Raw genomic sequence first — 13,528 nt, 5'->3', positions numbered from 1 at the left:
AGGCCCAATGGGCCTTTTTCTGTTTTTAAGAGGAGAGATTGTCTTGTATGCCATCTTGGGAAGGCGTATGCTGATATAATGATATAGAGATTTTTGCAGTAGCGAGTGTGGAGATGGGGAAGAAGGGTGTCCCTTAGATTAGGAAGCGTACTGGAGCGTATCGGGCGCATATTATATATGTACAGGATGGTTATTTCATGGATCATAAAAATAAATCAACTAGAGCCCCTTTATATGAAGCGTTGCTTGCGTATCGTGATTCGAAGCAGCGTTCTTTTCATGTGCCTGGGCATAAGAATGGACAAGCTTATCGACATTTGGTAGAACAAGCAGAAGCAGGGCAACCTCCAGTTAAGGATATCGTTAATGAGGAACACCAGCACAACGGAGAGATTCAGACCGATGCAGGAGGGAATGTTAACGGAGGGATAGAGCGATCCAGTTCAGTGGAGAAACATGGGGCAGACATGAGGAGTGGGGAACGTCTTAGCGCTGAAGGAACTCGTTCGGAAATAGGATTGGTACCGGATCGTTCATTCCTGGAGATGATGGAGATGGATGTTACGGAGATTACGGGCACCGACGATTTGCATCATCCGGAAGGTGTGATCCAGGAAGCACAGGAGCTGGCGGCAGATTGTTTTGGTGCTGAGGAGAGTTTCTTCCTTGTGGGAGGCAGTACGGCAGGTAATTTGTCTCTATTGCTAACTGTGTGTGATGAGCCAAACAGTATTGTACTGGTGCAACGGAATGTGCACAAATCCGTTATTCACGGGTTAATGCTGGCGGGAGCAAGAGCTGTATTTCTGGAGCCGTGGGTCGATCCTGCGTCTGGACTTGCGGTCATGCCGTCGGTGGAGACGGTTCAGGCTGCTGTCCAGTCTTACCCTGAGGCAAAGGGAGTACTTGTCACTTTGCCCAACTATTACGGCATGGGCGCTGATCTGACGCCTATAGCCGAGGTATGCCACGCTGCTGGCATGCCATTGCTCGTGGATGAAGCGCATGGCGCGCATTATGGGCAGCATCCGGAGCTGCCTGTCTCTGCACTGTCATGCGGAGCAGACGGTGTTGTGCAGTCGACGCATAAGATGCTGACGGCCTTCACCATGGGTGCCATGCTGCACATTCAGGGACCACGGTTAAACCGGTCCCTGTTAAGGCAGCGCCTGGCCATGGTGCAAAGCTCAAGCCCATCATACCCGGTGATGGCTTCGCTTGATCTGGCGCGGCGCCTGCTGCATGTGCAGGGCGCGAACACCTTCACGGCGGGGCTCGCTGCCGTGAATGCTTTTAAGCGCGGCCTCGCGGAGCTGCCGCGCTTTCAGTTGCTGCAGCCTGCACAGCCGCTGCAGCCAGAACCGCCAGCCGGAACAGCGAAGCCGGCTGGCATGTCCGTGTCCGCTGCGCAGCAGACACGGGAGGGCCTGACCGCGGCGGCGAAGCCTTCTGCCGCGGGGTATACCGCTCAGGACCCATTCAAGGCCGTCATCTATGACGGCGCAGGGGTGCTGAGCGGTTATGGGCTACAGCAGCAGCTGGAAGCATGCGGCTGTGTGCCCGAGATGAGCGACGAACGGTACGTCGTCTTGCTCTTCAGCCTGGGCTCAACGGTGCAAGATGCTCAGCACCTGTTGCAGGCTTTACACCATATCGGCTCTGCCAATGGGCATGAGCAGGGTCAATCTAATGCAGAGTCATCACATCAGCTTGCGAATGGTTCGGCGCATTATATTTCCACGTGGAACAATTTACAAGAAAACACTCGCTACTCGGAACCGATCTCCTTTACACTGCAACCGATTGTGGAGACGGAGACGATCAATGTCCCGATAGAAGAAAGTGCAGGTTGTCGATCAGCTGAGATGGTAGTCCCGTATCCTCCAGGGATTCCGCTTGTATATCCGGGTGAACGCCTAAGTCCATTGATGGTGACACGTATACAACTCCTGCGGGATGAAGGAGCAAAGTTTCACGGGGTATCCGATGCATCTCTACAGGTATTGAAGGTCATGAAGAATTGACGATACACATGAAAAACTGAATTGCATTCACCAATAGGTAGTCTTTATGACCAATACCGATAACGGACCCTACACATGTGAGGGTCTCTTGGTCATTAATCTAGTTGCTAGGGTGGTCTTCAAACTCAGGCATGCAATACGTTGAAGGATGTCAGGGTCCAACATCTTGAAGTCAAGGATTGCTGATCCTGGCGAATTGTCCAGACGATTTTCTAAGGAACTGAGGACGTCTTATTTAGCCTTCGAGTCCTCCTTTTATTTTGTAAGGAATCTGAGACGCGTTATTAACCAAAATCACCCAACAAACACGCTGTAAACGGCTGGTTATTCCAATATAACGTGTTTCAGATTCCTTAGATTGCTGCGGGCGTTTCAAATCGTTGAATAAGACGTCACAGGTTCGTTAGCGCTCCCGCTCCGTGCTCTGATCCAGACACGGTTCAGTTACGTTCCGGCTTTCGGCATGTTCGAAGACGCGCTCTAGTTCAACTTACAAAGATAGACATAAGAAAGAAGGGAACACTTTGGGTATTCCGCTAAAAAAATATACAGGAATAGTCCTGCAAGTTTTGCTGATGTACGGTTTTTATTGGATTGGAAACTTGATTCAAGCTGTATTACATCTGCCGTTAACAGGCAGTATTGTGGGCATGCTGGTTTTGTTTATCACCATTCAACTGGGATGGATCAAAATGAGCTGGGGAGAAGAAGGGTCAACGTGGCTTCAATCTCATCTGCAATTGTTGTTTATTCCGCCAACTGTGGGCATCATTAATCATTTTGATTTTTTTAGAGCCAACACATTGTTATTAGTTCTTGGTTTAATCGTGAGCACCTTAATCACATGTCTGATATCTGCCAAATTAAGTGAGTGGCTCATGACATGGAGATCGTCTCATTCAGGCAAAAAGGAGGCGATCACTTGTCAGCATTCATCCTCGGAATTGGAATGATCGCGCTAACCATCGCTGTATATATTCCAGCCACTCGTCTATATAAAAGGCTGAGATGGCCAATACTTATGCCTGTACTCACAACAACTGCCATACTGATCCTGATCTTGGTGATTTCCGGTATAAAGCTGGAAACGTATATGCTGGGTGGCAAATGGATACAGGAGCTCTTGGGACCAGCAGTTGTATCTCTCGCTTTTCCCTTGTCCAGACATCTGCATGTGCTGAAGCAAAATATCATTCCAATTGTGGGTGGAACAATCGGAGGCAGTATTACAGGTGTCTCCACAGGGGCTTTAATCGCCATTCTGCTTGGCTATCCTCAAGAGATGGTCATCGCTTTATTGCCAAAATCAGTGACAACTCCTGTGGCTATTCAACTCGCTAATCAGGTTGGAGGGAATGCCTCATTCACATCGCTGTTTGTGATGATTGCGGGTTTCTCAGGGATATTACTAGGGCCGATGCTGTTGAAATGGGCCAAAGTCCGCAGTAAACATGCCTATGGAATTGGACTGGGCTCAGCATCTCATGCTCTCGGCATGGCAAGGTCTTTTGAATATGGAGAGAATGCGGTGGCCCTCAGTTCAGTTTCCATGATTGTCAGTGCTATTGCCGGATCAATTATGCTTCCATTATGGGTATGGATTATCTACGGTTGAACGCTTTACTTTGTTGTTCATGTTGGAGTAACCGCTGACCTATAGTATGATAGAAAGAAACAAGCTTGTATGATCTTGGTGTTATTACTACGTACCGATATAGCTGTAGCTATACACCTCTGGGCGGGGGATATCATATCTTGTAGCAAGAGGGTCTAAGCATATTCAATTACAGCAGCAATAGATGCAATTATCGACATAGAAAGCAGGGAAGCATATGCAGGGCAGAGGTAAATTCATTACGCTGGAAGGGGGAGAGGGTTCCGGTAAAACAACGATGATCGGTAGAGTAGGTTCTTATTTTGAAGAACGGGGTATACCTTACGTAGTTACGCGAGAGCCTGGCGGAATTGAGATTGCGGAGAAAATACGTTCCATTATCCTGGACCCTCTTCATACGGCAATGGATGCTCGAACCGAAGCACTATTGTATGCAGCTGCACGCAGCCAGCATCTGGCGGAGAAAGTAGAGCCTGCTCTGAGAGCTGGAAAAGCAGTCATTTGTGACCGATTTGTCGATAGCAGTCTGGTCTATCAAGGATACGCTCGTGGACTCGGGATAGAGAATGTATGGGCCATTAATCGCTTTGCGATTGGTGATCTCATGCCGGATGTAACCTTATATCTGGACATTGAGCCTGAAGTGGGGCTTGCCCGGATCGATGCTCATGATGGCCGCGAAGTGAACCGTCTGGATCTGGAAAATCTGGAGTTTCACCGTAAAGTACGAGAGGGTTACTTCCTATTAAAAGAGCAGTTCCCGGAACGAATCAGAGTTATCGATGCTTCCATGAAGCAGGAGGATGTTTTGGCAGCGATGATTTTGTCGCTGGAGACAGGGATTTTGAAGGATTTTGACGAGTAATTGTCTAATATATAGACAGGGCATTTAGTAAAGGTGCTTATTCTAAAGGAGGTTATGCAGGATGAAACTGATTGTTGCGATTATACAGGATAAAGACAGCAACCGATTATCCAGCGCATTGGTCAAAGCAAACTTTCGGGCAACAAAGCTTGCCAGTACGGGCGGATTTTTGAAGGCAGGCAACACGACGTTTATGATCGGTGTCGATGATGGTCAAGTCGAATCCGTAATGAACGTCATTCGCAGCAGCTGTAAGGTTCGTGAACAGCTCGTGACTCCGGTCACACCGATGAGTGGAACAACCGACTCTTACCTGCCGCTACCTGTTGAAGTTCAAGTAGGCGGAGCTACTGTATTTGTTCTCCCGGTAGATCGCTTCGAACATTTCTAATTAAACCTATTGCATGGATCTCATGAGGATCCTTCATGATCGATAGCATGTTGGAAACGATGGATGCAAGAAGAGTTAACAGAGTTCGTGCGTGCCACTTACGGAACGCCTTTCTTGACGAGAAGAATCAGCATACTCTTTCCGGATGAGCATTTCCCAGCTGGGGAATGGTTCATCTCGGAAAGAGGTTGACTACAAAGAACAAGTCCTTGATGGTGATGTGTATCTACCATTATATATAGAGTGTGATCAGCATATATAAAAGCCTCATTCTCACGCACAGGCGCAACGCGCACTGTGCTGATGGGCGATTGGCTATCTACGATAGAAAGCGGGCATATCCATGAAAATCAATCCTGGATTCAGACCGATTCAGAGCGGGATCAGTTCTACTGATTCAGGTTCCAAACCGGTTCAATCCAAAAATTTCTCTGATATGATGAATCACCAGGGGGAACGGGCCTCACAAGCTGAACTGAATCGCCGGTTTAGTGAAATCCAGCTTCAGGGCGATCGCTTGGCACGTTCCATGACGATTCGTGAACTGAAGGCGTATAAGCAACTTGTTAAAAGGTTCCTGGAAGAGACCGTTCGTCGCGGTGTATCCATGAAAGAGACAAGGGGTTGGGATCGTCGTGGCAGAGGCAAGCGGTATAAGCTGATTGATGAAATTGACTCCGCTCTGTTATCCATGGCTGATGAACTGCTGGATACAGAAGAAGGAAAAATCTCTCTATTACAACAAGTAGGCGAAATTCGGGGGATGCTTATTAATTTAAGCTTCTGAGGAGGAAGTATGTCCTTTCAACAGATTATGGGTCAACAAGCGGCCAAGCAAATGTTACAGAGCAGTTTGAGACGTCATGCAATAAGCCATGCGTATTTGTTTAGTGGTCCAGCTGGTAGCGGGCAACGGAAGACGGCAATTACCTTTGCCAAGGCAATATTCTGTACAGAGCTTGAAGATGACGCTTGTGGGCAGTGTCTTGAATGTCGTAAGGTGGATCATGGTAACCATCCGGATCTAACCATGCTTGCACCAGATGGAAACAACATTAAAATAGATCAAATCCGGGATCTGCAGCGTATCTTTTCATACCGATCAGAGGCAGGCCATCCCAAAGTATATATTATAGAACAAGCCGAGAAAATGACGGTGCAGGCAGCAAACAGTTTGCTCAAATTTCTGGAGGAACCGCAGGTACCAGCAGTCGGCATCCTGATTACAGATAATGGACAGGCCATGTTGCCAACGATCCGCTCACGCTCTCAATTGGTGCCGTTCAGCGCACTGAATCCGGAAGAGATGCTTCAATCACTAATTGAGGAAGGGCACCCTGCCAATCTGGCTCGCTCTGCCGTCCATTTAGCGTCAGGATTGGAAGCATGTAGAGAAATTCTCCAGCAGAATTGGTTTGCAGAAATTAGAAACGTAATGTTACAATTAGGGAAGGAGTCCCTGGGTAGAGGAAGTACATCATTGATCTCTGCACAGCAGAAGCTTTTTAAAACCGGACTCTCTGAACACCTGGACATGTTACTTAGTTTGTTCCATCTATGGTTTAGGGACATGCTGTATGTTCAGTACGATAGGCATGAACATATCGTTTTTATAGATCAGTTAGACATGTTATCTCAGTTGGCACATACCCGCAGCACAGAGCAGTGGGTCTCCTATATGGATATGGCCGCAGCATGCAGAAAAAAATTGCGTTTCAACGTCAATGGCCAGCTTTGTCTGGAGCAATTTTTGATCGGTTTGGCATAAGACTGGGAGAGGGCAGAGTTAGCTCCAATCATATGCAAACGGTTATAACTTCATCCGGTTCCCTAAGAAGACGGGGCTTCAGACGAAGTGGGGTTGGCTTACAAGGGGGTTAATTTTTTGTACAGTGTAGTGGGTGTCCGTTTCAAAAAAGCGGGCAAAATTTATTACTTCGATCCCCTGGACCTTCCCATTGAGAAAGAAAACTGCGTTATCGTGGAGACAGCGCGGGGGGTTGAGTACGGTAAGGTTGTCGTAGGTAAGAAGGAAGTGGGCGAGTCCGATGTGGTGTTGCCGCTGAAGAAAGTCATCCGCGTTGCGGGCGAGACAGATGCCCGTGTGGTTGATGAAAACAAGCGTGCAGCGAAGGAAGCATTCGGTACTTGTTTAAATAAAATCAAAGATCATGGCCTCAAAATGAAGCTGGTCGATGTGGAATTTACGTTTGATCGCAATAAAATTATATTTTATTTTACAGCTGAAGGAAGAGTTGATTTCCGGGAGCTGGTCAAGGATCTGGCAAGCATATTCCGGACACGAATCGAGCTGAGACAGATTGGTGTACGTGATGAAGCGAAGATGCTTGGCGGAATCGGACCTTGCGGCCGTGTGTTGTGTTGTTCTTCCTGGCTGGGAGACTTTGAGCCGGTATCAATCAAGATGGCTAAAGATCAGAGCCTGTCACTGAATCCGACGAAAATTTCAGGGTTGTGCGGAAGACTCATGTGCTGTCTGAAATTTGAGCATGATAACTATGAAAGTGTGAGAGAAGAACTGCCAGCTGTAGGCAAATTGGTCGTCACCTCATTGGGTGAAGGAAAAGTTGTCGGAATTAATGCCGGTAGCCGCACAGTCCATGTTCAACTGTTCGACATCAGTAAAGTCAAAGAACTTCCGCTGGATGACGTCGTTATCAAGTAAACCATAAAGGTTGCTTCGGGGTGGAAACTTGGAAAAGAAAAATCTGTTTACGCACATTCATGAAATGGAAACCCAACTGGGTCAGTTGCACGGTGATTTAGGAGAGTTAAAAATGATTGTGAAGGAGCTGCTTGAGGATAATCAGCGGCTTACCATCGAGAATGAGCAGTTACGCAAACTGCTCAAACGTGAGGCTCCGACAGATCTGCCGATCTCCTCAGCACTCGCTCCTGTAGCAAGACCAGCAGGTCCGGCTACAGGCGAGGACGTTGTCGGTGAAGGGTATGATAATCTGGCCCGGTTGTATCACGAAGGCTTCCATATCTGCAACGTCTATTATGGACATTTGCGGACGGAAGGCGATTGTCTGTTCTGCCTGTCTTTTTTGAATAAATGAAGTGACCGTAGGGATCCCCTACGGTTTTTTTTCAAGGTTATAAACCTAAACTCAACAAACATGAGATATAGAGTACCGGAGGATGAGCGTAACATATGAAAGCAAATGAAGTTGTGTTACATGAGTCAGAGCGGATTGATGATCTGCTCTCTCATGATCTGAGAATCATTCAAAGTGATGAAGTGTTTAGTTTTTCAATGGATGCCGTATTATTAGCCCGGTTTGCTTCCGTACCTAAACGGGGTCGTGTACTTGATTTGTGTACGGGTAACGGGGTGGTTCCCATTCTGCTTACAACGCGTACGCAGGCTAGTCTGGAAGGGATCGAGATCCAGCCACGTTTGGCTGATATGGCACGTCGCAGTGTGCAATTAAATACACTGGACGAGTCGATTATGATTCGTGAAGGTGATTTGCGAGAATTGGTGAAAGAAACAGGACACGCTGTATACGATGCAATTACGGTTAATCCTCCATATATGCCTTTGAATGGCAGTGACCTTAAGATGAACACACATCAGGCAATGGCACGTCATGAAATCGGATGTACCCTGGAAGAAGTGATTCAGGCTTGCAGTCGACTTGTACGTAATGGCGGCAAAGTATCGATGGTTCATCGTCCACAGCGCCTTGCAGAGATTATCTCGCTCATGCGCGAATATAAGCTGGAGCCAAAACGGATTCGGATGGTACATCCCCGTGCTCATCTGGAAGCCAACATGGTATTAATTGAAGGCATGAAAGATGGTAAACCCGAAGTAAGGATGCTTCCTCCACTCATTGTCTACAATGAAGAGGGAAAATACTGCGAAGAAATTATGGATATTTACTATGGTCAGCAACATGCTGAGCGTACTACGAAAGGAGGGAATTAGATGACTTTGCATATTCAGAAAAGCTATGCGGAGCAGCCTGAAGGATCAGGCAAGCTTTATCTGGTTGGAACACCTATTGGTAATCTGGAGGATATGACCTTCCGGGCCATCAAGACATTGCAGAGTTGTGACATCATTGCAGCAGAAGATACACGCCAGACCCGAAAGCTGCTTACCCATTTTGAAATTACACCTTCGATGCTGTTTAGTTATCATGAGCATAATAAGGGGGCAAGTGGACCTGAACTGATACGCTATATAATAGAAGGAAAAAATTTGGCACTCGTCAGCGATGCCGGTTTGCCAGCCATTTCGGATCCTGGTTCCGACCTTGTACAGCTTGCATTGGAAGCCGGAATAACGGTCATTCCCATCCCTGGACCCAACGCTGCGTTGTCTGCTCTGATCGTGTCCGGATTACCGACGGAGCGTTTTACATTCGGCGGTTTTTTGCCGAGGGAGAAAAAGGACATGCGAAAAGTGCTGGAGGCTTTTGACGAATCGAACGGGACTTTGTTATTTTATGAATCGCCTCACCGTATTCGGAAAACATTAGTCCACCTCGAAGAAATCCTGGGTGATCGCTCGATTGTCCTGGCTCGTGAACTAACCAAGCGTCATGAGGAATTCGCAAGGGGCACTGTGAAGGAATGTATAGACTGGCTTGAAGAACATCCGCCTCTTGGCGAGTACTGTTTGCTGGTAGAAGGCATTAAGGATGAGGAGCGTAAGGCTGAGCGCGAAGCCTGGTGGCAGCTCATGTCACTCGCGGATCATGTCAGCCATTATGAGGGTGAAGGACATAATCGCAAAGATGCAATGAAAAAAACGGCTACCGATCGCGGCCTGACGAAGCGTGATGTATATAATGCATTAATCGAGCAGTAATCTAACCAAATATCTTCTGTTGTGGAGAACATAACCTGAAAAGAAGCTTATATCCAACCTTAGTGGAATATTAAAAAGAGCAGAGTAGCTCAAAAAATTCCAAACAAAATTTATCGTTCTCTTCCGGTTCGCGTGTGACAGAATCTTTTTGGGTAATGGAACCCATAACAGGGCAAAAAAATACCTTCCGCGGTGGGGTTCACACCGGGAAGGTCATTAAGGAATATTAAAAAGGTTAGAAATAACAATTTAGATAAGTCCAGTATACCTGGTTTTTCTTATTTTGTCACAGGTGCAGGGATTTCGGAAATACATTCATTACAAACAATTTTACCTTTGAAGTAAGTAACGTTCTCTGCATTACCACAGAAGATACAAGCAGGCTCGTATTTTTTCAACATGATGCGCTCGCCGTCAACGTAGATTTCCAGAGCATCTTTTTCACCAATACCGAGCGTACGGCGCAATTCAATTGGAATAACTACCCGTCCCAGTTCGTCCACTTTTCTTACAATACCTGTTGATTTCATCATTATAATCAGTGCTCCTCTCAGCTAACTATCTTTGTCATTATTCGACATTATTTTATGTTTTATGATACTCATCATACCAACGATTCCCAAATCAGTCAACCTTAAAATTAGCTTAAAATTAAGGCTGTTTTTCACAAGGTTACTGGTGGTAAGGGATTGGAAGCCGTTTTTCGCATTTAAACCTCAATGTCAGCTTTGTCGATTTGGAAAACGACAAAACTACTTCATTCGACAAAGTTCGTCATACGGTGTCGAATCTTAGGTGAATCGCAGAGCTCAAAGCGTTAATATAAAAGAAATTAAAGGAGTGAGTCGACATGGAACAACGTTTAACGGAAGAGAAAGTATTCAAAGATCCGGTACATAATTATATCCACGTGCAAGATCCGGTTATATGGCAGTTAATTAACACCCCGGAATTTCAGCGTTTACGCCGGATTCGTCAGCTGGGTACTTCTTACCTTACCTTTCACGGAGCAGAGCATAGTCGGTTCTCACATTCACTAGGTGTTTATGAGATCACCCGCAAGATCATCTCTCAATTTGAAAGAAGTCATTATTCGGATTGGCCAAAGGAAGAAAAGATTGTAGCTCTGTGTGCAGCTCTACTTCATGATCTCGGACATGGGCCATTCTCTCACTCCATCGAGGAAGCTTTTGACATGAATCACGAAGATTGGACTTGCCGCATTATTACAGGTGATACCGAAGTAGGGGCGATCTTAAGACGGTATGCTCCTGATTTTCCTGAGAAAGTAGCGTCTGTCATTCAAAAAACGTATGAAAAGCCGATTGTGGTGAACTTGGTGACCAGTCCGCTTGATGCAGACCGAATGGATTATTTGCTCAGGGATGCCTATTTTACAGGTGTAAATTACGGCACGATTGACCTTGATCGTATCCTTCGGATGCTGCGTCCTTATCATGGGCGGATTGTAGTCAAGGAGTCAGGCATGCATGCTGTGGAGGATTATCTAATGTCTCGGTATCAGATGTATTGGCAGATTTACTTCCATCCGGTAACTCGTAGTTCTGAAATTATATTGCGGCAAATATTCAAGCGAGCGAAAACACTCATACAGCAAGGTTTTCAATTCCGCTTCATGATTGATCCACTCCCTCAATTATTTGATGGAGAATTATCCGTAGATGAATATTTGCAGTTGGATGAAGCATTAATTCAGACGGCATTTACGCAGTGGCGCAAGGAGGACGATACTGTTCTGAGTGAGTTATGCGAACGTTTTATGGATCGCAAGTTATATAAGTATGTAGAGCTTGAACAGGTCGACTTGACAATGATGGAAGAGATTCGGGAAGCTTTTGTACAGGCAGGCCTCGATCCCGAATATGATCTTGAAATTGATTTTCCTTCGGATAATCCGTATGATGTGTTTCGTCCGGATGAATCCACAGATAAGCAGATTCTTCTTCTGGATCGACAGGACAATTTACGTGAGTTGTCAGAAGTATCTGACATTGTCCGTTCCATCAGTGGGCTTCACCGAGGGAAACATCATTTGTATTACCCGCAAAACAAGGTGGATGCGATTATTCACGAATTACCGTCACATATACGCCCCTATTTCTTGTAATCGTGTGGGTATAATCCGATGAAGAATTTTGATATCAAAACACTTTCTAAAAGAGCTATTTTTCATGATACAGTAATCTGCTTTAATGGGGAGTATATGTAGATCGACATAATTTTGTAAATGCAAGCGGGTAGAATGAGCACAATCAGCAATATATAGATCAGAATATCCGTATATCTTCTATATATTGTAGTTGTGAAGAAACAAACGTCATGATGTAATACACAGGTTACCCAAAATGTTTTATGTATGAGTCATTGAATTATTGAATTTTACAAATTGAATCTTCAAAAGAAGATAGTCGTTATTTCGACATGAAGGGAGATACAAACATGATGCTGTTCGACACACATACACATCTGGATGCACCACAATTCGACGAGGACCGCGAGGACATGATTCAGCGTGCTGTGGATGCAGGAGTTGGTCGCATGATCAACATTGGCTTTAACCGGGAGACGATTCCAACTACGATGAAACTCGCTGAAACATATGACTTTATCTATGCAGCTGTAGGGTGGCATCCCGTAGATGCGATCACTATGCAGGAGGGTGATTTGGAGTGGATTGCATCTTTATGCAAGCATGAAAAAGTGGTTGCGATTGGTGAGATTGGATTGGATTATCACTGGGATACTTCACCGAAGGAAATACAGCATCGCGTATTACGACAACAAATTGCTTTGGCGCGTGAAGTGAACATGCCGATTGTCATCCATAATCGGGATGCACATGAGGATATCATAAGAATTTTGCGTGAAGAGAAGGCGGGTGAGGTTGGTGGTGTAATGCACTCGTTCTCGGGCAGCTGGGAAACAGCGAAAAGTTGTCTCGATATGGGCTTCCATCTCTCTTTCGGAGGACCGATCACATTCAAAAATGCAAAGCAGCCCAAAGAGGTGCTGGCGAAGGTTCCTATGGACCGGTTTTTCATTGAAACAGATGCTCCATATTTGACACCTCACCCTTATCGTGGGAAGCGAAATGAGACAGCGCATGTACGTCTGGTTGCAGAGGCGGCAGCGGAAATTAAAGGCATTTCGGTGGAGGAAATTGCTGCAATAACAACCAAAAATGCCATGGAACGATTTGGAATTCGTTAAAAAAACGAGCAAATGAGGTGAAAAAGGCAGATAAGCGGAGGTAATTTGCCCTTTGATCCAAATAAATCGAGAATATTACAATATTTTAACCAAATATTCAGAAAAACGTACTTGATCAACGCTTTACAACATGCATCAAAACAGGATATCATCTTTTCAGTGAATTGTTGTGCGGAAAATTGGACAGATGTTCGGGGGATGAACAAAGGGACACTTTCCGATGAAACAACATTACTTTCATGAATCAGTCTCGCTGAGTCTCCGTTAACGGAGAGCGGGGGAACCAATAGGGCTTAAACATCGGTGTATTTGGCCGATGCGCAACGTTCGCTGACCCAAAAGCAGCGAAGGGAACTGCGAAGCCGTATTTGATTTCTTCTTTGGGTCTCGGGGTGAATTCAAGGGCGTCCGCCATGAGCGGGTGACCTAAGATAGGGCGGCTCTCTTTCGCCCGAACCCGACAGCTAACCTCGCAAGCGGAAAAAGAGAGGCAACCTCGTGCATGAATTTCCGATATTCAGAATCATTCGGAAGCCACGAAAGAGTTCCTCTTACA

14 protein-coding genes and 1 riboswitch are annotated in these 13,528 nt (G+C 46.0%); of the genes, 13 read left to right on the top strand and 1 reads right to left on the bottom strand.

What is annotated here, in order from left to right:
* Positions 1 to 197: 197 nt before the first annotated feature.
* From MKX68_RS10960 to rsmI, 11 genes are all read left to right on the top strand, one after another.
* Complete coding sequence (locus tag MKX68_RS10960) at positions 198 to 2,024, top strand: aminotransferase class I/II-fold pyridoxal phosphate-dependent enzyme (RefSeq protein WP_340911439.1); 1,827 nt, start codon at positions 198 to 200, stop codon at positions 2,022 to 2,024.
* A 524-nt stretch (positions 2,025 to 2,548) separates the two neighbouring features.
* The gene (locus tag MKX68_RS10955; RefSeq protein ID WP_237178559.1) at positions 2,549 to 2,977 is read left to right on the top strand and encodes a CidA/LrgA family protein; all 429 of its coding nucleotides are present in this window, start codon (positions 2,549 to 2,551) and stop codon (positions 2,975 to 2,977) included.
* Positions 2,947 to 3,639: an LrgB family protein gene (locus tag MKX68_RS10950; RefSeq protein WP_340911433.1), complete on the top strand. Its 693-nt coding sequence runs from the start codon at positions 2,947 to 2,949 to the stop codon at positions 3,637 to 3,639. The genes MKX68_RS10955 and MKX68_RS10950 overlap by 31 nt, the downstream gene beginning before the upstream one ends.
* Before the next feature lie 217 nt (positions 3,640 to 3,856).
* Entirely contained in the window at positions 3,857 to 4,504 is a 648-nt protein-coding gene (tmk, locus tag MKX68_RS10945; RefSeq protein WP_074092910.1) for a dTMP kinase, read from the top strand.
* A gap of 61 nt (positions 4,505 to 4,565) precedes the next feature.
* Positions 4,566 to 4,895, top strand: a complete 330-nt coding sequence (locus tag MKX68_RS10940) for a cyclic-di-AMP receptor (protein WP_017691391.1) — start codon at positions 4,566 to 4,568, stop codon at positions 4,893 to 4,895.
* Positions 4,896 to 5,238: 343 nt separating this feature from the next.
* A complete protein-coding gene (locus MKX68_RS10935; RefSeq protein WP_017691389.1) occupies positions 5,239 to 5,682 on the top strand; it encodes a YaaR family protein in 444 nt (147 codons plus the stop codon).
* A gap of 9 nt (positions 5,683 to 5,691) precedes the next feature.
* Positions 5,692 to 6,663: a DNA polymerase III subunit delta' gene (holB, locus tag MKX68_RS10930; RefSeq protein WP_076216771.1), complete on the top strand. Its 972-nt coding sequence runs from the start codon at positions 5,692 to 5,694 to the stop codon at positions 6,661 to 6,663.
* Between the two features lie 117 nt (positions 6,664 to 6,780).
* Positions 6,781 to 7,581 (top strand): PSP1 domain-containing protein, encoded by an 801-nt coding sequence (locus MKX68_RS10925; protein ID WP_053778939.1) that lies wholly within the window; start codon positions 6,781 to 6,783, stop codon positions 7,579 to 7,581.
* A 28-nt stretch (positions 7,582 to 7,609) separates the two neighbouring features.
* Positions 7,610 to 7,978, top strand: coding sequence for a DNA replication initiation control protein YabA (gene yabA / locus MKX68_RS10920; RefSeq protein WP_315939725.1), 369 nt, complete (start codon positions 7,610 to 7,612; stop codon positions 7,976 to 7,978).
* Positions 7,979 to 8,073: 95 nt separating this feature from the next.
* Positions 8,074 to 8,853, top strand: a complete 780-nt coding sequence (locus MKX68_RS10915) for a tRNA1(Val) (adenine(37)-N6)-methyltransferase (protein WP_339787474.1) — start codon at positions 8,074 to 8,076, stop codon at positions 8,851 to 8,853.
* The gene (rsmI, locus tag MKX68_RS10910) at positions 8,854 to 9,741 is read left to right on the top strand and encodes a 16S rRNA (cytidine(1402)-2'-O)-methyltransferase (RefSeq protein WP_340911428.1); all 888 of its coding nucleotides are present in this window, start codon (positions 8,854 to 8,856) and stop codon (positions 9,739 to 9,741) included.
* 278 nt (positions 9,742 to 10,019) lie between these two features.
* On the opposite strand, the gene MKX68_RS10905 is transcribed toward rsmI, so the two are convergent.
* Positions 10,020 to 10,274 (bottom strand): AbrB/MazE/SpoVT family DNA-binding domain-containing protein, encoded by a 255-nt coding sequence (locus tag MKX68_RS10905; protein WP_024633700.1) that lies wholly within the window; start codon positions 10,272 to 10,274, stop codon positions 10,020 to 10,022.
* Between the two features lie 317 nt (positions 10,275 to 10,591).
* Between MKX68_RS10905 and MKX68_RS10900 the strand changes: the two genes are divergently transcribed.
* Together MKX68_RS10900 and MKX68_RS10895 are read left to right on the top strand one after the other, a co-directional pair.
* On the top strand, positions 10,592 to 11,869 hold the full coding sequence (locus tag MKX68_RS10900) for an HD domain-containing protein (RefSeq protein WP_338589711.1): 1,278 nt from the start codon (positions 10,592 to 10,594) through the stop codon (positions 11,867 to 11,869).
* A 332-nt stretch (positions 11,870 to 12,201) separates the two neighbouring features.
* Positions 12,202 to 12,972, top strand: coding sequence for a TatD family hydrolase (locus tag MKX68_RS10895; protein WP_190945000.1), 771 nt, complete (start codon positions 12,202 to 12,204; stop codon positions 12,970 to 12,972).
* A 241-nt stretch (positions 12,973 to 13,213) separates the two neighbouring features.
* Positions 13,214 to 13,467, top strand: a riboswitch (cyclic di-AMP (ydaO/yuaA leader).
* The last annotated feature ends 61 nt before the right edge of the window (positions 13,468 to 13,528 follow it).

Origin of the sequence: Paenibacillus sp. FSL M8-0212 (genome assembly GCF_038004645.1) — a bacterium.
Lineage (GTDB): Bacteria > Bacillota > Bacilli > Paenibacillales > Paenibacillaceae > Paenibacillus.
This window is presented reverse-complemented; position numbering and strand designations above follow the sequence as displayed.

Excerpts from the sequence above, each read along its gene's own strand:
- MKX68_RS10905 (WP_024633700.1), bottom strand. The coding sequence starts at position 10,274 with ATGATGAAATCAACAGGTATTGTAAGAAAAGTGGACGAACTGGGACGG.
- holB (WP_076216771.1), top strand. The coding sequence starts at position 5,692 with ATGTCCTTTCAACAGATTATGGGTCAACAAGCGGCCAAGCAAATGTTA.
- MKX68_RS10915 (WP_339787474.1), top strand. The coding sequence starts at position 8,074 with ATGAAAGCAAATGAAGTTGTGTTACATGAGTCAGAGCGGATTGATGAT.
- MKX68_RS10960 (WP_340911439.1), top strand. The coding sequence starts at position 198 with ATGGATCATAAAAATAAATCAACTAGAGCCCCTTTATATGAAGCGTTG.
- MKX68_RS10935 (WP_017691389.1), top strand. The coding sequence starts at position 5,239 with ATGAAAATCAATCCTGGATTCAGACCGATTCAGAGCGGGATCAGTTCT.
- MKX68_RS10900 (WP_338589711.1), top strand. The coding sequence starts at position 10,592 with ATGGAACAACGTTTAACGGAAGAGAAAGTATTCAAAGATCCGGTACAT.
- tmk (WP_074092910.1), top strand. The coding sequence starts at position 3,857 with ATGCAGGGCAGAGGTAAATTCATTACGCTGGAAGGGGGAGAGGGTTCC.
- MKX68_RS10895 (WP_190945000.1), top strand. The coding sequence starts at position 12,202 with ATGATGCTGTTCGACACACATACACATCTGGATGCACCACAATTCGAC.
- rsmI (WP_340911428.1), top strand. The coding sequence starts at position 8,854 with ATGACTTTGCATATTCAGAAAAGCTATGCGGAGCAGCCTGAAGGATCA.
- MKX68_RS10940 (WP_017691391.1), top strand. The coding sequence starts at position 4,566 with ATGAAACTGATTGTTGCGATTATACAGGATAAAGACAGCAACCGATTA.